At 64.9% G+C, this 18,424-nt stretch carries 20 protein-coding genes and 3 pseudogenes; 6 read left to right on the top strand and 17 right to left on the bottom strand.

Translation table 11 applies throughout. The features are described from left to right. On the bottom strand, positions 1 to 343 hold a 343-nt coding region (locus ABL57_RS12875; protein ID WP_160310797.1), incomplete at its 3' end, for a transposase. Positions 344 to 476: 133 nt separating this feature from the next. On the opposite strand from ABL57_RS12875, the pseudogene ABL57_RS23565 reads away from it, so the two are divergent. Then, positions 477 to 596, top strand: a pseudogene (locus tag ABL57_RS23565) (IS3 family transposase); the annotation flags it as partial. Between the two features lie 208 nt (positions 597 to 804). Here the strand turns inward: ABL57_RS23565 and ABL57_RS12870 are convergent. The 14 genes from ABL57_RS12870 to ABL57_RS12805 form a co-directional block, all read right to left on the bottom strand. Beyond that, complete coding sequence (locus ABL57_RS12870; protein ID WP_238986054.1) at positions 805 to 1,596, bottom strand: IclR family transcriptional regulator; 792 nt, start codon at positions 1,594 to 1,596, stop codon at positions 805 to 807. Between the two features lie 56 nt (positions 1,597 to 1,652). Continuing rightward, a complete protein-coding gene (locus ABL57_RS12865; protein WP_047803874.1) occupies positions 1,653 to 2,402 on the bottom strand; it encodes a class II aldolase/adducin family protein in 750 nt (249 codons plus the stop codon). Beyond that, the gene (locus ABL57_RS12860) at positions 2,399 to 3,634 is read right to left on the bottom strand and encodes an NAD(P)/FAD-dependent oxidoreductase (protein ID WP_047803873.1); all 1,236 of its coding nucleotides are present in this window, start codon (positions 3,632 to 3,634) and stop codon (positions 2,399 to 2,401) included. Before ABL57_RS12860 ends, ABL57_RS12865 begins: the two co-directional genes overlap by 4 nt. Beyond that, complete coding sequence (locus ABL57_RS12855) at positions 3,631 to 3,828, bottom strand: ferredoxin (RefSeq protein WP_047803872.1); 198 nt, start codon at positions 3,826 to 3,828, stop codon at positions 3,631 to 3,633. Before ABL57_RS12855 ends, ABL57_RS12860 begins: the two co-directional genes overlap by 4 nt. Before the next feature lie 47 nt (positions 3,829 to 3,875). Then, positions 3,876 to 4,181, bottom strand: a complete 306-nt coding sequence (locus ABL57_RS12850; protein WP_047803871.1) for a hypothetical protein — start codon at positions 4,179 to 4,181, stop codon at positions 3,876 to 3,878. Continuing rightward, positions 4,178 to 4,783, bottom strand: a complete 606-nt coding sequence (locus ABL57_RS12845; protein ID WP_047803870.1) for a 3-phenylpropionate/cinnamic acid dioxygenase subunit beta — start codon at positions 4,781 to 4,783, stop codon at positions 4,178 to 4,180. The genes ABL57_RS12850 and ABL57_RS12845 overlap by 4 nt, the downstream gene beginning before the upstream one ends. 2 nt (positions 4,784 to 4,785) lie before the next feature. Then, positions 4,786 to 6,249, bottom strand: coding sequence for a Rieske 2Fe-2S domain-containing protein (locus ABL57_RS12840; RefSeq protein WP_047803869.1), 1,464 nt, complete (start codon positions 6,247 to 6,249; stop codon positions 4,786 to 4,788). 137 nt (positions 6,250 to 6,386) lie between these two features. Beyond that, on the bottom strand, positions 6,387 to 7,253 hold the full coding sequence (locus tag ABL57_RS12835; protein ID WP_047803868.1) for an aldo/keto reductase: 867 nt from the start codon (positions 7,251 to 7,253) through the stop codon (positions 6,387 to 6,389). A gap of 73 nt (positions 7,254 to 7,326) precedes the next feature. After that, positions 7,327 to 8,469: an MFS transporter gene (locus tag ABL57_RS12830; protein WP_047803867.1), complete on the bottom strand. Its 1,143-nt coding sequence runs from the start codon at positions 8,467 to 8,469 to the stop codon at positions 7,327 to 7,329. Positions 8,470 to 8,549: 80 nt separating this feature from the next. Continuing rightward, positions 8,550 to 9,188, bottom strand: coding sequence for an N-carbamoylsarcosine amidohydrolase (locus ABL57_RS12825; protein ID WP_238986053.1), 639 nt, complete (start codon positions 9,186 to 9,188; stop codon positions 8,550 to 8,552). 72 nt (positions 9,189 to 9,260) lie between these two features. Continuing rightward, complete coding sequence (locus ABL57_RS12820; RefSeq protein WP_053004957.1) at positions 9,261 to 10,061, bottom strand: ABC transporter permease; 801 nt, start codon at positions 10,059 to 10,061, stop codon at positions 9,261 to 9,263. After that, positions 10,058 to 10,855: an ABC transporter permease gene (locus tag ABL57_RS12815; RefSeq protein ID WP_203225626.1), complete on the bottom strand. Its 798-nt coding sequence runs from the start codon at positions 10,853 to 10,855 to the stop codon at positions 10,058 to 10,060. The genes ABL57_RS12820 and ABL57_RS12815 overlap by 4 nt, the downstream gene beginning before the upstream one ends. Next, a complete protein-coding gene (locus ABL57_RS12810) occupies positions 10,852 to 11,679 on the bottom strand; it encodes an ABC transporter ATP-binding protein (protein ID WP_047803865.1) in 828 nt (275 codons plus the stop codon). The genes ABL57_RS12815 and ABL57_RS12810 overlap by 4 nt, the downstream gene beginning before the upstream one ends. Next, entirely contained in the window at positions 11,676 to 12,677 is a 1,002-nt protein-coding gene (locus tag ABL57_RS12805) for an ABC transporter substrate-binding protein (RefSeq protein ID WP_238986052.1), read from the bottom strand. The genes ABL57_RS12810 and ABL57_RS12805 overlap by 4 nt, the downstream gene beginning before the upstream one ends. Before the next feature lie 205 nt (positions 12,678 to 12,882). Here ABL57_RS12805 and ABL57_RS12800 point away from each other — a divergent pair, with 205 nt between their 5' ends. From ABL57_RS12800 to ABL57_RS12785, 5 genes and pseudogenes are all read left to right on the top strand, one after another. Continuing rightward, positions 12,883 to 13,755 carry a polysaccharide deacetylase family protein gene (locus ABL57_RS12800; RefSeq protein WP_047803876.1) on the top strand — a complete coding sequence of 291 codons (873 nt, stop codon included), beginning with the start codon at positions 12,883 to 12,885 and terminating at the stop codon, positions 13,753 to 13,755. 228 nt (positions 13,756 to 13,983) lie between these two features. Next, positions 13,984 to 14,253 (top strand): Sec-independent protein translocase subunit TatA, encoded by a 270-nt coding sequence (gene tatA, locus ABL57_RS12795; protein WP_047803864.1) that lies wholly within the window; start codon positions 13,984 to 13,986, stop codon positions 14,251 to 14,253. A gap of 37 nt (positions 14,254 to 14,290) precedes the next feature. Continuing rightward, positions 14,291 to 14,641, top strand: a pseudogene (locus ABL57_RS23560) (twin-arginine translocase subunit TatC); the annotation flags it as partial. A 67-nt stretch (positions 14,642 to 14,708) separates the two neighbouring features. After that, entirely contained in the window at positions 14,709 to 15,233 is a 525-nt protein-coding gene (locus ABL57_RS12790; protein ID WP_256363816.1) for a twin-arginine translocase subunit TatC, read from the top strand. A 78-nt stretch (positions 15,234 to 15,311) separates the two neighbouring features. Beyond that, positions 15,312 to 16,283 carry an IS982 family transposase gene (locus ABL57_RS12785; RefSeq protein ID WP_238986051.1) on the top strand — a complete coding sequence of 324 codons (972 nt, stop codon included), beginning with the start codon at positions 15,312 to 15,314 and terminating at the stop codon, positions 16,281 to 16,283. On the opposite strand, the gene ABL57_RS12780 is transcribed toward ABL57_RS12785, so the two are convergent. Beyond that, entirely contained in the window at positions 16,280 to 17,353 is a 1,074-nt protein-coding gene (locus ABL57_RS12780) for an IS630 family transposase (RefSeq protein WP_082157433.1), read from the bottom strand. The genes ABL57_RS12785 and ABL57_RS12780 overlap by 4 nt on opposite strands. A 70-nt stretch (positions 17,354 to 17,423) precedes the next feature. Continuing rightward, positions 17,424 to 18,356: pseudogene (locus ABL57_RS12775) on the bottom strand (IS3 family transposase); the annotation flags it as partial. Between the last annotated feature and the right edge of the window lie 68 nt (positions 18,357 to 18,424).

Below are 18,424 nucleotides of genomic sequence, written 5' to 3'. Positions count from 1 at the left end.
AGGATCGAGGGCAGCGAATAAACGAGCCAACCCCGCCGGCACTTCCTACGATGACATTGACGCGAAGAAAATCGAGGCCTTGCGCAGGATCGTTGGCCTCGCGCAACCGCTTGTTCTCAGCCTTCAGACGCTTGATCTCCTCGGCGCCCTCGGAGGTGACCCCCGGACGGGAACCGGCATCGACCTCGGCCTGGGACACCCACCGCCGCAACGTCTCACGCGCCACACCGAGCTGAGCGCCAACCGCGACGCTGGCCGCGGTCACCGATCCGTAGTCGGCCTGATGATCCTGGACCATCCGCACCGCCCGAGCCTTGAACTCGGCATCGTACTTCTTGGGCATGTCGTCATCCTTCATCACAAGGAAGCGGCATCAAACCCGTGACGGTTCAACGCGATGATGGAATCGTTTTGGTTGTCCATGCAGATCGAGCTGCTCAACCCGAAAGAGGTGGCTCACCCGGATCGATCTGGCCAATGCGATCTTCGAGTACATCGAGACCTTCTACAACCGTCGACGGCGTCACTCACAGTTGAACTACGAGTCCCCGGTCACCCACGAACTACGCTACGAACCACCATCCATCACCGCCTGATCTTTAGACCTCAGGACGTAAGCGAACCGTGGGGCAGGTTCAGAGCCAAGGGAACCCGGAGCGGTCCCACCTGACGCATGCGGCGGAACCTTAGATCCAGCTGGCGTGTGGTCAGTTCCTGAGAGCTTCAGGCTCGGGCTCCGTGTTCCCTGTTTTCATACGTGTTCTCCCGGACGAAAAGTGGTCTGCCGCCCGCCATGTTGGAGCGCTACACGAGCAGACTCTGGATCTCTCTGGCCGTGGCCTGGAGCATGGCGCCGAGTTCATTGCGCAGCTGTTCAGTCATGCGGTGAGCGGGAACCGACACATTGATGCCATAGCATTTGCCGTCCGGACTGACGACGGGCACAGCCACCGACATGACGCCGTCTTCACTTTCTTCACGACTCGTGGCATAGCCAGTGTCCCGGATCAGGTCAAGCGCACGCTCCAAATCCGCCCGAGAAGTGATGGAGCTCTTGGTGAGGCCCGAAAGTTTCTCCTGCGGGTAAAGTGCGTGGAGCTGATCCTTCGTGAGTAGGCTCAGCATCGCCTTGCCCGTCGCGGTGCAGTTAGCCGGAAGGGTGGCTCCGCGACGTGACGCGACGCGAACGGCACGTTGACTTTCGATCGCCTCTAGGAAGTGTGCGTTCGACCCCTCGAGCTCGGCAAAATGCACTGTTTCGCCGGTGGCCTCGAAAAGCTGTTCCATCATGGGGCGAATCAGGGTGCCGATGTCGACATGGCGGCGGATGGCGAAGGCGATGGAGCTGAGTGCCTGTCCGGGCTCGTACGCCTTGGTCTGAGGATTCTGTCGGACGAAGCCGCGATAAAGGAGCATTCCCAGGAGGCGATGGGCCGTGGACGAGGCCACGCCCAAGTACTTGCTTGCGTCCGTGAGCCGGATGCTCGGGCGGGTCTCGAACAGCAGCAATAGCCGCAGTGCGTTGTCAACGGACTCTATGGGGTACTGCGGGGGAGGGCGGTACCGGGACGTGTCCTTCTGCTCTAATGGGGGCATGGACTTCATCGTACTGAGCGGCGGTGGCATTCGCGGCCTGACAGGGGTGGCGGCTTTCAACGCCGCTCACCGAGACGTGCCAGTTCGTGCCTCCAAGCGGTCCCGGTGTTGAACGCTCCGCCGAGGTCGGGGAGCTCGGCCATGTCCGTCTCGGGTAGGTCGACGAGTTCTCCGCCCGCAGACGCCACCTTCAGGGCCAGGCCCGCCAAAGAATCCACGCTGATCGCTTGCAGCACCGCTCGTTCGACAGTCTCAGCTGCACTCGTCAGGCCGTGCCCACGGAGCACCACGACTGGTCTTGTTCCCATGGCATCAACCATTTCGGCCGCGAGCCCCCGGTTACGAATCAGAACTCCACGGGGATAGACAGGCACCCCGTCGGCCGCGAGGCGGGTTCCGGGGATGTCGTACGCTCCCACGATGGGGCGAACGGCCAGTCCCGCGAGATCCGCGGCGACCACTCGCGGAGGATGAGCGTGGACCACGGCCCGGAGGTCGGTACGGCGTCGGAAGAGCTCGGTGTGCAACGGCAGTTCGTTGGGGACCGTGTAGCCGCCGCCCAGTTCACCGTCGGCTGCGGGGTTCCCGTCGAGGTCCACCAGGCGGATATCCTCAGCTCGGGTGTAGGCGAGGCCTCGCTCGCGGGGGCCCCGGCACCGTACCAGCAGGGTGTCCTGGGTGATCCGGAGGCTGATGTGCCCGAGGATGCCGTCGGCCAGGCCCCGGTGTGCCAGAACCCGGCAGGCGCCGGCGATGGCTTCCCGCTCGGGCCCGTGGTCCTGGGGCGACGGGTCTGCCGAGGTCATGATGCTCCCGTCGGCTGGGGCTGAAGCTGGGGTTCGAGCTTGTCGCGCAGCTCCTGCACAGTGATGCCCTTGGCCATGCCGATCCGGCAGGCGAGGAGGGCCTTGGGCCAGTTCACGATTGCTGCGCCTCGAAGAGTCGTGCCATCCGTGGTGTACAGGGCCACGAATCTGCCGTGGACCTGGGGATGCCCGATGATGACATGGTCGACATTGCCCCCGACGCGTCCCACGACCTGGATCTTCCAGTCGTGCTGATCGCTCCACACGTACTCGATAGGAGTGTAGGCACGCGGCTGATCCGGATGCGTGATGTTGTGGGCCACGCACGCGGCCTGCTCGACCGCGTTGGTCCAGTGCTCGATCCGGACGTCCTCGCCGTGCTTCTGGTGGCGCCACCGGGCCACGTCTCCGACGGCGTACACGTTCGCCGCGTCGACGGCCTGGCAATACTCGTTGAGCACGACCCCGTTGTCCACGAGCAGGCCGGAGGCACTAAGCCAGGAGTCGTTGGGGATGACCCCGATGCCGACTAGCACAGTCGCCGCCGGCACGCTCTTGCCGTTGGTCAGGTGGACGGTGAAGTTGCCCTCCTCGCCCTCGATGGATTCCACGCCGACGCCGAACATGGTGCTAACACCGTTCTCCCGGTGTAGATCGCCGAACCAGTGGCCGATCTCAGGATTGAAGATGCGGCTCATGGGCACGGGAACCGGGTCGATGACTGTGACATCGAGTCCCAGGGAACGGGCGGTGGCTGCGGCTTCGGCGCCGATGAACCCCGCGCCGATGACGACGAGTGCCCCGCCCCGGAGGAGGTCCCCGCGCAGTTCACGGGCGTCCTCGAGCGTGCGCAGCAGGTGGATCCCCGGAGGCTGGCCCCAGGGCGAGGGACGTGGAGCAGCTCCCGTGGCGACGACCAGCTGGTCGTAGTGGAGGGGCTCGTGCCCCTCCAGCTCCAGCATGTTCTCGGCGATGTCCAGGCCGACGGCGCGGTGTCCCAGCAGAAGGCGGATGCCGTCGGCATCGGCCTGCTCCTGGGTCAGCAGACGGATCGAGTCCTCGTCGGCGGTGCCCGCCAGGACGGACTTGGACAGCGGCGGCTTGTCGTAGGGAAGTTCCGTTTCCTCCCCGACGAGGATGATCTCGCCTTCAAATCCTTCCAGGCGGAGCGACTGCGCGGTGCGCACCCCTGCGATGGAGGACCCGACGATGACGACGGTGCCCGCGCTCATGCTTCCTCCACCTTGAGAGCGGAGACGGGGCAGCTTCGCGCAGCCTCGGTGACGCGGGCTCGGTCGGCCTCGGGGACTTCGGTCTTGAGCAGCACGACGACCCCGTCGTCGTCCAGGTCGAAATAGTCAGAGGCTCCGACGATGCAGTTTGCATACCCCTGACAGGCTTCGAGGTCAGCTTTGACTACAGGCATGGTCACATTCCTTCGTGAGGCGGTGGTGCTCTGGTGATTGAGGGTGTCTATTCTTCTTCGGCCACGAGCGGCCCGAAGGGGTGGCCGATCATGGCCGAGAACGTGGCAGGGGCCTGCCAGGTCAGGGACTCCAGCTCCAGGGGACATAACGTGACCCACTGGCCTGAGCGTGGGGACTTGATCAACAGCCGTGAGCCGTTGCGGGTCTCGATGCGGGTGACCTGAACCTCGGAGAACTCGTTGGCGATCACGATCGGTTCACCAGTGACGTGCTGCTCCAGCCGGCGACGTTCCTCGGCGGCCCGAATGGCCGCGAGGCGATCTTCCTCTTCGCCTTCCCATTCCAGTTTCACAGGAAGATCGCCAGGTTTTGCATGCGGATGACCGACTCGTCGACCATGATGGTGCGCCGGGCGAGTTCCCACCCGGCCCCGGTCCGACGGAGGAGGTCCTCTCGTCCCGCGGACACGGTGGCGGCCTCCCCGACATCGCCTCTGCTACGGAACAGCAGGACCGCCGAGTCCACGATGATTTCGTCCGGGTTCGGGGTCCGGAAGGTGCGCACGTTGGTGATGTAGTGGCGCAGCCGTGACGGCGGGTCCTCGGTCCACGCGTGCTCCGTAGCGAAGCGCGCCACCCGGCGGCTGAGCGAGTACTTGTTCTCGTCCCAGTGCGCCATGCCGGGTGAAGTGGTGTATCCGGCACCCAGTGCGGTCGTGACGCGGACCGGCATGAGGTAATGCACGTCGTCGGCGATCCGGGCGAGCCACTCGTCGTAGTCCTGCGCGTCCAGCAGGTACGCCTCGTCAACCAACCACCGGTGCGCCTCCAGGTGGAGGTCGTCGTTGAACAGAAGGCTCTGCCCCATCCGTTGTGTTCGGGGAGCGTGGGCTCCCAATGTCGACTGCTCGGACAGCGTCATGTTCTCGTTCTCGTGTGCTGCTCCAACGCTCATGGTCAGGCCTCCTCGTGAAGGGTCGATGCGGGCACGGTCTCGGCGCTACCGCTGGCGGGACGAGCCGGTCCCGATCCCGCGGCAGGGGAGGCCTGCACGGGATCCGAGCCAACCTGCACCTGTGCGGCGGCTTCTGCCGGCCGCTCGAGGTGCTCTGCCCACCGGAGCAGCAGCTCTCGCTGGTTGTATTCGCTGTACCCGATACGGGTGGAGCCGGGCCCCGAATATTCATCGGGGGACAGTGCCTCAACGACGTTCTGACCGTTCTCGAGCATGCCCATCCGGCTGTTGAGCAGCAACCGCCGTGCCATGGACCCGGCGGCGGTGTTAGTCAGGGACACCCAGTTCTCGACGTCATCCTGCTCGAACATGCCACCGCTGCCGAAGCACATGAGGTACGCCTTGTAGGAGAGCGCCTTGAACTCCTCCGGCGCGTTCTTATCGACGGCGAACCACGAGAGGATCTCGGTCTCGTTCTCACTGACCGGCTGCCACATGCGGATGGAGATGAAGGGAAGCACCTCATCGGAGCCCTCCTCGACCCTCGGCCAGTTGTGGACGAAGCTCATGTTCGGGAACACCGATGCGGCCGAGACCATGAACCCGTCCTTGCCGACGACGTCGAGCTGCTGTTGAGTCCACTGCTCCTTCATTCGAGCGATCATCTCATCCGGGTAACCCACGTAGCGCAGGCGATCCTCCAGACTGCCTTCGGGCAGCTTGTACGTCGTGCCGCCGCCGCTACCTGCCCAGTAGGTGGTGCCGTCCTTGCGCTTCTCGGCCTTGGGCTCGCGGAAGAGGCCGATCTCCACCACGGAGGTGTGGGTCTGGGGTGTGTGGTACATGTCCCCGGCGAAGTTCTCAGCGCCGATCTTCCAGTTGGCCTTGACCCGCCAGCGCTGCGGCCCGCGCAGCTCGATACCGTCGGCGCTCTGCTTCGTGTAGTAGTCCAGGTAGAACTTGAAGTCTCCCAGGAAGTCCTCGAGGGGCTCGGCGTCCGGGTCCATATTGATGAAGATCAGTCCGTTGTACGTGGCCAGCGAGGGAGCGGGCAGCAGGGTCTGGCCCTTCTTCTTGAAGCCTTCCTCCCCGCCGTAGGCCTCCTTGTGGAAGGGCAGGCCGACGATACGTCCGTCGTTGCGGTATGACCAGCCGTGATACGGGCACCGAAAGTGGGAGGCGTTGCCCATCTCTGCCCGACAGACCTGCATACCGCGGTGGAGGCACATGTTGAACAGGGCGCGGACCTGGCCCTTTTCGTCCCGGGAGATGATGAACGAGTCTTCGAGGATCCGGCGAACCACGTAGTCGCCGGCCTCGGGGACCTCGGACTCGTGGGCGACGAACATCCAGGTGCGGCTGAAGAGCCGCTCCTTCTCGAGCTCGAAGATCTCCTTGTCGTTGTAGATGTGCGCGGGGATCATTCCGCGTCGGACGTCCTCCAGGACGCCGTGGTGATCAGTCATGGGAGTGCTCCTTCATCTGAGCGGTAAGTCTGGAGAGCAGAGATAGACTCTGTAGAAAAGAGAATTCCGTATTTTGTGATGCACGTCAACCCCCGAGTCGGTTTTGCCCACTGGCGAGCGGCAGCATGGCTCGGGAGTCAGTGGCCGTTCTCGGGGGCGTCCGAATCACGGGCGGCGTGTTCACCGCGGTCCAGTCCTGCCATGGCCTCCATGTCTCCGGGTGTCAGGCAGAAGTCGAACACCGAGATGTTCTCGATCAACCATTCGGGCTTGGCAGCCTGAGGGATTGGGACGATTCCCTGCTGCACGTGCCACCGGAGGAGGACCTGCGCCGGCGTCCGTCCCGTTCTGCGCGCGATCTCCACCACGATCGGGTGGTCGCGCAAGCCCGATTCGCGGCCGATGGGACTCCACGCTTCCGTGACAACTCCCAGACTCTGGTGGACGGCCCGCGGCGGCAGGCGTGCGAGGTCGGGGCTGAGCTGGATCTGATTGACGTCGGGAACCACGCCTGTCGCGGCGATAATCTTCTCCAGGTGTGCTGGCTTGAAGTTGGAGACGCCGATCGCCTTGACACGTCCCTCCTCGAGGAGCTTGACGAGGCCCTTCCACGCTTCGACGTAACGGCCCTGAGCAGGCACCGGCCAGTGACACATGAACATGTCGAGGTAGTCGAGGCCGAGGGCCTGGAGGCTGTGGTCGTAAGCCCGCTGGACGCCGTCGACGCTGTGGGACTCTTTGTTGAATTTGCTGGAGACGAACAGCTCCTCCCGGGGGACGTCCGCTGTTCGGAGACCTCGTCCCACGGCATCTTCGTTGCGGTACTGGAACGCGGTGTCGACGAGCCGGTATCCGCTTCGAACGGCATAGCGGACGGCCGCTTCGCACTCCTCGCCCACGAGCGGCCAGGTGCCCAGTCCCAGATGCGGAATGCGGTGCCCGTGCAGCAGGTCCAGCCGCGGGGCCGCCGCGGGCTCGTTGATTGGGTGAGTTTCCGTTGTCATGAACAACCTTTCGTCGAAATGTTTGGCGTTTCGGTCCTGAATGCGAGCGGTCGGGGGTCGGAATCTGTGTCGCTCAGGTGACGCCCTTGTTCGACCTCCAGGTGGTGGCCGCCGGGACGGTGATGAGCAGGCCCGCGGCCAGCAGTGCGGCCGTCACGGGTGCAAGGGCGATCACTCCTGCCATACCCACTGGTGTGAGCATGAGCGCTGTGGCCCGGAAGGTGCCCGTGAGCGCCAGTGCGTCCCCGCGTTCCTCTGGATGCACCTTTTCGGCCGCGATGGCCGGGCCGACGGTCTGCAGGATCCCGGCGCCGATGCCGGAGACGGCTAGGGAGACGGCTACGAGGGCCGTCAACCCGGCGAACGGTCCCGTTGCGGCCACACCGAGTCCTGTCGCGAAGACTCCGGTAATCAGAGATGCCCTGATGCCCTGTCTGCGTATCCAACCGCCGAGGGCGCTGCCAGCAAGGACGGTGGTGTTGGCAATTGACAGCAGGATGCCGATGACTGCAGCCGACTGCCCTGCCAGGGACAGGGCGAGCGGAACGTAGGAGTCCAGAAGACTCTTCCATGCGCCTGCCGCAGCGTTCATCCAACAGGCTACATTGACACCGGAGCGTCGCCACAGATGCTTCTCCTGGTTTCTGCGAGCAACAGGCCTGGGTGCGAACGGAGGAAACCTGATCAGCATGGCCGCCGGGAGGACGGCCATGGACCCCGCAACGGCGCCCAGCGCCAGCGGAAGCTGCACCGAGACCTCCCAGAGGTAGCCGGCCACCGCAGGCCCGAGAAGTGCGCCGACACCAGCCGCCAGATTGACGTCTCGCAGCCCGTTGACTGCTGAGGCCGAGGTGCGGACGGCGTGAGTCTGGCTGCTGGTCCAGAAGAAAGCCCGGGCTGCTCCCTGCATCAACTGGGCTGCCACGAAGATCATGAACGCGGGCGAGACCGCCAGGAGTGCGCACGAAACTGCAATCATCAGCCCGGAAGCTACAAGGAACGATCTGTCCGGGATCTTGCGCATGAGCGTGCCCATGCAGAGGCGTGTGACGAGCTGCGCGACGGCAGCCACAGCCACCAGCAGACCGATCTCGCTGACGCTGTAACCCGCATGCACTCCTAGCAAAGGGACGACGACGGACAGGATGCCCAGCGCGACGCCGAACAGGACGATGGCCAGCGCACTTAGCACCTTGTCACGGCCGACGGAGGGCATGTGGTTCCCCGTGGTGGCAGCTTGTTCGGCCGGGCGTCCCATTGGCTCCCCCAGCGGGTGGGGGCCTACCCCCATCATTTTTAGTCGCGGACATGCTGGAGGTAGGCGCTGGCGTCCTCCAGGCTCACGACGTCACCGTACTTGTTGTCGATGTCGAAGAGACTGGCAAGGTGCGGCAGCTCGGCCCTGTCCCCGACGCCCTCCTCCACGACAACCGTGTGAAACCCATAGGAACAGGCGTCCACGGTCGTGGCGCGGATGCAGCCGCTGGTGGTGCAGCCGACGAGTATCACAGTGTCCACGCCCCGCGAGATCAGCCGGGCCGCCAGGTCGGTGCCGAAGAAGCAGGATGCATACTTCTTGACCAACAGCATCTCGTTCTCGCGGCGACCGAGCCGTTCGTCCAGCTCCACCCACTCGCTCCCTTCCACCAGCCAGCTGTTGGAGGGGATCTTGCGGATCCATTTGCCGGCCTCCTGGAGGTCGGAGTCGTAAGCGACCGTCGAGAAGATCACGGGCACGTCGGCGTCCCGCGCGTCCGCGAGTAGCTGTTGGGTGGCCCTCAGCTGAGAATCGAGCTCGCCGGCCAGGGGGGATCTCGTGTCGGTGAACCCCCGGATTAGGTCGATGACTAGCAGCACCGGGCGCTGTCCGAATCCGGTCCGGCCTCCCAGGCCTTTGGTCTTGAAATCTGCTCGAAGACGTTCGTACTCATCCACCGCAGCGCTGTGGGACATGGTGTGCCTCTCTGTGGCTCGTTCGGACGGTCGTGGGTGATCTATGACCCATGTTCAGGACTTCTTGCTGAGTCTGCGTTCAACTGCCCAGAGCACCATGTTGCCGATCAAAGCTATGGCTGCGAGGAGCACGATGATTCCGTACATGGACGGCAGGTCCAGCCGGCCGTAGGCGCGCAGGGCGAGCAGACCGAGACCTGCGCGTGCCGCGAAAAATTCGGCGATGATGACGTTGATGAACGCGATGCTGAAGCCGATCCGGATGCCCACCATCAGCGACGGAGCCATCGCGGGTACATAAATCTTGGTGACCGTCTGCAACGGGTTCAGACTCAGCGACCGCGCGAGCTTCGGCAGGAGAGGGTTAATGGCACGGACACCGGCGGTCGTGGACACAATGATCGGGAACACCGCCGCGAGGGCGGCCATCGCCGACTGGGCGCCGACCCCCACCCCGAAAATCTGCAGGAGCACGGGGAAGAAGACGATGCGCGGGATGGCGAAGGCCCCCGCGACGATAGGGTCGAAGACGGCGCCCAGAAACTTGCTTCTGCCGATGGCGTAGCCCAGTGGGAAGCCGATGGCTGCTGCGATGAGGAAGCCGATGGCCACTGCCTCCAGCGTGGTGCTCAGATGCCGGTAAATAGATCCGTTGGCGAAGAGCTCAGCGAGGGCAGCGAAGGAGGCCGCGGGGGACGAAACCAGGTTCGAGAGGACGGACAGCCCAGCCCAGATGGCAATGAGCGCGAGGACCACCGCGACGCGCCACAGATTGTCCTTAATGGTCGTCGTCGCCCGGGCTTCGGAGGATGCGGCGATCTTGGGTGCTGCAGGAGCGCTCACGTCCGTGCTCATAGCATGTCCTTTCTGATCCGCTTCTCCGACCACGTGAGAATGCCGTTGACGATCACGCTGAGCACGACCACGACGGTGATGTAGGCCCACATGTCCGCGGTGTTCAGCTCGCGGTAGTAGAAGCCGGCGCGGAATCCGATGCCCTGTGCCGCAAGGATGAACTCCATGGCGATCGTGCCGATCACGGCGTAGATGAATCCGAGTTTCACGCCGGGGAAGACCAGAGGGGTCGCGGCGGGGAGCAGGACCTTCAGGTAGTACTGCGAGGAAGAGGCGTTCACCGATTTCGCGAGCTTGTGCAGGATCGGTTTGATCGAGCCCAGGGCAACCATCGTGGTGAGCGCTATGGGAATGAGCGACATGGTCGCCGCAATGACGATGATGGGTCCTGCGTTCAGGCCCATGATCGCCAGCAGGACGGGGTAGAACAGCAGGGTCGGCATCGCGTATCCCGTGACGAGGAAGGGCTCCAGCACGCGTCCCACGCCGGGAAGTCGCCACAGGAGCACGCCCAGCGGTATTCCTCCGACGAGTCCGACGGCGAAGGCCGCCAGGATGGTCGTCAGTGTGCGTGCGGCGTCCGCACCGAACTCGCCGGTCGGGACGATCGATGCCAGACGTTCGACGATCTCCGTCGGCGGCACCATAAGGCTGCGCTCGATGAGCCCGAACCTGGTCGTGGCTTCCAAGACGACGACGAGTCCGACGACGATGCACCAGCGCACGACCCGGGGCCGGCGCCACAGAGGATCTGTCCTGAGCTGCGGTGAGGGCTTCTTTTCTGTGACCGTCACGCCGACTGCGCTCCTGGGCCCAAGGTCTTCTCCGCTTCGACCTTGACCAGTTCCCACAAATGATCCTCGAGCTCCCGGAACCGCGGCAAGGCATGGGTCCCAGCAGGCCGAGGGCGGGGAAGGTCGATCTTGACGACCTCCTTGACCACCGACGGTCTGGCGGACATGACCCAGACCTCGTCCGAGAGGTAGACCGCCTCCTGGATGTCGTGGGTGATGAACAGAACGCGGTTGCGCGTCTTCTCCCAAATGTTGAGCAGTTCCCGGCCGACGAACTGCCGAGTCTGCTGGTCGAGCGCTCCGAACGGCTCGTCCATCAGCAGAACCCGTGGCTCCATGGCCAGCGCTCGGGCGATGGCCACCCGCTGCTTCATGCCTCCGGAGAGCTGCCCCGGGCGATGGTTCTCGAACTGTTGCAGCCCGACGAGCTCGATCATGGCGCGGGCTCTGTCGAAGCGCTCCGCCTTGGGCATCCCCTTGACCTCGAGCCCGAACGCCACGTTGTCCAGGACGCTGCGCCAATGCAGTGTCGAGTCCTCCTGGAAGACCATCGCGGTGTCGCGTCGCGGGCCCGTCACGGTCTCGCCGTCGATGCTCACCGATCCCTGGGTCGGTCTAAGCAGGCCGCCGACCATGTCCAAAAGAGTGCTCTTTCCGCAACCACTGGGACCGATCACGGAAACGAACTTGTGCTCGGGGATGGCACCGCTCACGTTCGCGACGGCCTGCGTCACCCCGGTCGCGCTCTGGAAGGTCATGCCGATGTTGTCGAAGACGACGTCGTGTTCCTGCGCGGTCGCCGGCTGGGTGGATGCCGCGCTCATGACAGGAAATCCCGTACAACGACGGAATCCATGTCCGGCTCCTGGGTGATCTGGTCCTGTTCCATACCGGCTTCGACGACCGCTTCGAGCTGCGCGTCAGTGAAGTCGAGACTGAAGAATTCCTGGGAGTTTCTCAGCGCCTCGAGAGCGACCTCCGGTTCGTACTCAATGGCCCTGGCGTACACTTCGGCGGCCCCCTCCACGTCGTTGGAAATCATGTCCATCGCCCGCTGCAGGGCCCTGCCCCATCCCCGGAGGGCGTCGGCATTCTCGTCCATGAAGGCTCCTGTCGCGACCAGGCAGGTGTCGGACCAGTCGGTGACGTAGTCCCTGGACCGCCAAATGACTTTGCCGCCGCTTTCGCTAGAAATCCTCTCGGACAGCGGCGAGGCGGTCCACGCCACGTCGACGACTCCCTGGGAAACTGCGGTCCACGAATCGGCGGCCGAACCGACACTGACCAGCTGAACGTCCGTGCCTGGCGTCAGTCCTGCTTCGCGCAGAGTTCGCTCGGCAAAGTACGAGGAGTTCGACCCCGGCGTGCTGACAGCGACCGTCCTGCCTCTCACGTCCTCGATGGCGTTTATCGGAGAATCCGGAAGAGCGATGAAGTCGACGGATGCGGCGGTGTAGACGTTGCCGAAGATTCGAACATCCATACCGCTTTCCGCAGCGATGAAGACCGGCAGGGTTGAGGATGTGCCGAACCCGATGCCCGATTCGATGCCGCGCACCGTGTCCAGTCCACCGGGGAACTGGACGTGCTCTAGATCCAGACCCTCTTCCTCGTAGAAGCCCTCCGACTGGGCGATGAAGAACGGGGCGGAGTGGATGAGGCTGGCGAGACCGGTGACAGCGACGTCCCCGGAGTAACCCCCGCCTCCGCCTCCTCCGCCCTGCCCGCACGCCGTCGTGGAACCCAATGCGACAACACCTCCTGCCGCGGCTGAGAGCTTTAAAAAGCCTCGACGTCCCATGGGGCGAAAGATGGTGGTCATGCGGTTCTCCCTCGTCGTGTGTGGCGCATACCCCAGTCAGTGAACCACGTCACTTTACTGCTGTCCAGACTCTTCCTCTGCTCTCCAGATGTGACTAGGATCACTCCTATCACGCGAGGGGGCCGCGCAACGCCCAGGCGCGCTAGTCGTTCATGCTGAGTTGCCGGAGGGCTCGTGCCGTCTGACTGAAGGATTGATGTATCCGATGGACAACAAGCTCTACGACTACAGTCCGATCATTGACCGGGCCCCCTTCTACTGGCCCGAGGGCAAGAAGGTGGCCTTTTACCTGGGCTTGAATCTCGAGCACTACCAGATCGACAAACCCTCGACGTCGATCTTCGGGGGCACGGCGGGACTCCACCCTGATCCACTCAATTACGGGTGGCGCGATTATGGACTACGCGTGGGGCTCTGGCGGATGATCAACTCACTGGACAGGCACGGCATCCGGGCCAGCGCTCTGGTGAACGCGGAGGTATGCAAGCACTACCCGCAAGTCGTTCAGGCTGGCCTGGATCGGGACTGGGTGTGGGTCGCCCACGGGCGCGACAACTCGACCTTCCAGGCAGGAATGTCCCGGGAGGAAGAGGTTGACTATTTGGAAGACGTGGTCTGCACCATCGAGTCTCACACGGGCTCTAGGCCCAAAGGCTGGCTGGGGCCCGCGCTGACGGAGACGGGAAACACTCCCGAGATAATCGCCGAACTCGGTCTGAGCTACGTTCTCGACTGGTGTGCAGACGACCAGCCTTTCCACCTCAACGTCGCCGGTATGATGAGCGTCCCCTACTCGATTGAGGTCAATGACGTCACCCTTTTCTCGAACAGAAATCTCAGCGGCCCCGATTTTCTGCAGATCGTGAAGGATCAGTACGAGCAACTTTGCGCGGACGCGGGAAAGAGTGGGCGGGTGATGTCTTTGCCGCTTCACCCCTTCATCATCAACCAGCCCTTTAGGCACAAGTACCTGGACCTCGCGCTCGAGTTCATCGCAGGCCAGCCTGACGTGTGGTTGACCACCAGCGACGACATCGCGATGCACTTCAAAGACATGCCTAGACGTCAAGGCAGTTAACCGCGCAGGTGCCCATCCCAGCCACGTTGGTTGGCGTGCACCGCCCCATCCTCTGGGCCTCGGAGCCGGCTGCGTTCACGCCTGTGGGCGAGGCCCTGGCTGAGTACCGGAACGGCTCCGACCAACGAAAAACCGCCCGTCTGAGACGCCGCATCGAGCGCAAGGACCGCATGGGCTAGCCGCAACGGATCAGCGACCTCCGCCGGGCTGAACGGAAAGGAATGTTCAATGGGTAGGCTCTTCGACAGCCCCTTCATGATCCTGATTATCCTGCTGATGATCCTACTGCTCTTCGGTGCCCCCAAGCTCCCGGGGATGGCCCGCAGCCTCGGTCAGTCGATGCGCATCTTCAAGTCCGAGGTCAAAGAGATGAGAAGGGACGACCAGGCCGACGGCTCCGGCGTTGTCATCGACGGCCAGGACGTGACACCGGACCGGGCCCCCGGCCCGGACACCCGCGGCGTCACCAAGCAGTGCACCGGCAACCCGCCGGCCTGACGCGTCCCGTTCGAGCGCACCGTGCCACCCGGCCCTGATGTTCCGAAGGTCTCCATGTCCCCGCAGAGTCCCGCGCCCCGAGGCAGCGCCGATCCTCGCGCAAGGTGAATCCGCAGGCCCAGATGGCCTGGCCGAGCACCTGCGGGAGCTGCGCAGCCGTGTGACGAAGGCCGCCGTGGCCACGGTCCTCGGCATGGTCGGGGGCTTCCTGCTCTACGAGCCCTTCATGGGCTACATCACCGAGCCCCTCCAGCGACTCACCGCGGCGGAGGGCCGCGAGGCCACCATCAACTACTCGGCCGTGGGCTCGTCCTTCAACATCATGGTGGAGGTCTCCCTCGTCCTGGGTCTGGTGCTGGCCAGCCCGGTGTGGCTCTACCAGCTCTGGGCGGTCGTGACCCCGGCGCTGCACCGCAACGAGCGCCGGACCGCGATGGGCTTCCTGGCCAACGGCCGTGCCCCTGTTCCTCGGCGGGATCGCCGTGGCGGTGCTCACCTTGCCCACGGCCGTCTACGCGCTCACCGCCTTCACCTCGGTCGGCGGCACCAACTTCACCTCGGTCGGCGGCACCAACTTCATCTCCGCCGACGTCTACCTGCGCTTCTTCCTCCAGCTGATTCTCACCTTCGGGATCGCCTTCGTGCTCCCCGTATTCCCGATGGGGCTGAACCTGCTCGGGATGCTTTCGGGGCGCACCGTCCTCAGAAGCTGGCGCATCGTCGTGGTCCTGGTCATGGTGATCTCCGCGATGGCCGCCCCGGACCCGGACCCGATGACCATGTTCTACCTCGCCGTGCCGCTGCTGGCGCTGATCTTCGTGGCCGTGGCCCTGTGCCTCGCCCTGGACCGGCGCCGGAGACGCCGGGAGGCCCACCGGACGGAGAGCACCGTCACCTCCGTCGGCGCCGGCACCTCCGCCGACGAAATCCACCGCTTGAGGAAGGACTCCGTGTGTTCGGTATCGATGGCGCCGAAATGATCGTTTTGGCCTTGCTAGATGAGTGATTCCAGGGGGTAAGGGTCTGGCGGGATGGGCGGAGGGTGCCCAGAATCGGCGTTGCTACCCAACGCGACCCTGGAGGTCCTCGTGGACGCCGATCTGGACACCCTCGCCACCGCACTGTACGTCAGGACCGATGACCTGCTGAAGGCCCATCCCGACCACGCCCCGGCCCGCCCATCGGTAGGTCTGGCCCCGCGGATCACCGATCCGGAACTGGTCACCCTGGCCGTGCTCCAAGCCCTCGGGGGCTACACCAGCGAAGCCCGCTGGCTGCGCCACGCCAACCAGCACTTGCGTCACCTGTTCCCGTACCAGCCCCGCCAGCCCGGCTACAACAAACGCCTCCGGGCCCTGGTCGACACGATGGCCTGGCTGATCACCGCCCTGGCCGCCGACACCACCATCGCCGGGGACAACCTGTGGGTGGTGGACTCCACCCCAGTCGAATGCGCCCGCTCTCGGGAGACGGTCAGACGCTCCGGCCTGGCCGGGTGGGCGCAGTACGGGTACTGCGCTTCCCACTCCCGCTACTTCTGGGGGCTGCGCCTTCACTTGGTGGCTACTGTGCACGGACTGCCCGTGGGATGGGCGGTGACCGGGGCCAAGGCTGATGAGCGCACCGTGCTGGTGGAGATCCTTACCGGCACACCGGGATTACACCGTCCCCACGGCAGCCGGCAGGTGGTGATCGGGGACAAGAACTACTACGGCCGGGACTTCGACACCGCGCTGGCCCAGGCCGGGATCGAGCTGCTGCGCCCGCCTCGGGCCGGGGAATTGCCCCGCGACGGGGCCCGGTTCCTCAAACCCTTGCGGCAGGTGATCGAGTCGGCCAACAACACCCTGAAGGCCCAGCTGGACCTGGAGCGTCACGGCGGACGAACCGTGCGCGGGGTCTGCACCCGCATTGCCCAGCGCCTGCTGGCGTTGACTGCAGCGATCTGGCACAACGACCATCTCGGGCTCGCCATCCGCAGATCCCTCACCGCCTATGACCACCGACACCCCTTGGAATCACTCATCTAGTGGCCCGTAATTGAAGTGGTTGGGCGGTTGGCTTTCTTGAGGATCTCGGTGCTGGTCTTGGTCCACACGAACGGGTGACAGCGGTCGTTCCACCCGGTGACGGAGGCTCTGATCTTCCGGTTCAGCTCGGGTACCGAGGCGACGTCGGCCCGGTGCAGAGCCTGGCGTTCGATGATCCCGAACCACACCTCCACCAGGTTCAACCACGAGGCAGACGTCGGTGTGAAATGCACGTGGAACCTGGGGTTGGCGGCCAGCCAGGCCTTGACCTCGGCGGTCTTGTGCACGGCGTAGTTGTCCATCACCAGGTGCAGCTCCTGGCTCGGGTAGGCCCGGGCGACCTGCTTGAGGAAGGCCAGGAACTCCTGGCGCCGGTGCCGGGGCTTGCAGGTGGCGGTGACGTGGCCGGTGGCGATCTCCAGGGCCGTGAACAGCGTCGAGGTCCCGTGGCGGATGTAGTCGTGGGTGCGGGCCGCCGGCTTCCCGGGTTGCATCGGCAGTCCAGGTGCCGTGCGCTCGAGCGCTTGGATCTGGGACTTCTCGTCCACGCACAGCACGATCGCGTTCTCCGGCGGGGCGAGGTAGAGGCCGACCACGTCGACGACCTTGGCCACCAGTTCGGGGTCGGTGGAGAATTTGAAGGTGCCTTCCCGCCAGGGGTGAACCCCGTACTCGTGCCAGGCCTTGGCCACCGTGGTGTGATCGATCCCGAGCCTGCCCGCCAGCAGCCGGGAGGACCAGTGGGTGACCCCGAGTTTCTTCGGCGGAGGGGTCAAAGTGGCCGCCACGATCGCCCGGTGGTCGATCCGCCGGGGCCGGCCCGACCGGCCGTGGTCGGCCAGCCCGGCGATGCCGGCCTCGTCGTAGCGGGCTCGCCAGGCGATCACGGTGTTGCGGGTCGTGCCGACCTTCTGCGCGATCTCGGTGTTGGAGACACCCTCAGCGGCCAGCAGCACGATCTGGGCCCGCTGGGCCAGCCCCGCCCGCACCGAGGTGGAACGCACCAGCCGCAGAAGCCTCCCCCGATCGCCTTCCCGCAACAGCAGTGGGGCCGCAGGATGGTTTGCCATAACCCATGATCCCACCGCACCAACTGCTGAGGAACTTCACCCGGGTTCTCCGCAAATCGTGGACACGGTGCTAAGCGGCTTTGGGCCGCGGTTCGGTGGCCTGCGTGCTGGTGGCCCGCAGGGTGTTCTCGTGTTCGACCGGGGTGGTGTAGCCCAGTGCGGAGTGCAGCCGGCGGCGGTTGTAGACCACCTCGATCCAGCGGGCGACCTCACGGCGGGCTTCGGCCCGGGTGGGCCAGGCGCGCCGGTCGTAGAACTCGGTCTTGAGCGTGGACCAGAACGACTCGGCCATCGCGTTGTCCCAGCACACCCCGGTCCGGCCCATCGACTGGCGAACGTCCAGCTGCTGGCACACCTGGTGCAGCTGGGCCGAGGTGTACTGACAGCCGCGGTCGGCGTGGAAGACCACACCGTCCGGCACGCCTGCGCGCAGGGTGTGGGCCATCCGCACGGCGCGTTCGACCAGGTCGGTGGTCTGCACGGTGTCCATCGCCCAGCCCAGCACCCGTCGTGAGCACCCGTCGCGGACCACGCACAGGTACAGCCACCCTTCACCGGTGCGCAGATACGTGATGTCCGAGATCCACACCGCGTCCAGGCCTCCGGTGTCGAAAGTGCCCTCGACCAGGTCGGGGATCGCATGCGTGGCGGTGCCGGGGATGGTGGTCACCGGGGCCCACTTGCGCGGGCTGATGCACTCCAGGCCCTGCCGGCGCATCGAGGCGGCCACGGTCTTGCAGTCCACCACCAGCCCCGCCCGGGCCAGGGCAGCGGTGATCCGCGGCGCCCCGTCCACCCCGTCGGAGTTCTCGTGGGCGGCCCGCACGGCCTCATCGATCCGGGTCCGCCGGAGCGCCTGCGGGCCCGGGCCGGCCGCGCACCGGGCCGCCCAGGCGTAGTAGCCGGAGCGGGAGACCCCCAGCAACCGGGCCATCCGAGCGACCTCGTAGTTGGCCTTCTGCGCGTGCATCAACTCGTACCGTTCCTGCGGTGTTGCTTCGAGATGCTCCTATGTCAAGCCGCAACCTCGAGAACTGGTTCCGGACCAGGGCGATGCCTGAGGTCGATTGG

This window comes from Kocuria sp. SM24M-10 (assembly GCF_001027955.1).
In the GTDB taxonomy this organism is placed as follows: Bacteria; Actinomycetota; Actinomycetes; order Actinomycetales; family Micrococcaceae; genus Kocuria; species Kocuria oceani.
The sequence above is the reverse complement of the archived record's forward strand: the minus strand, read 5'-3'. Positions and strand labels throughout refer to the sequence as shown.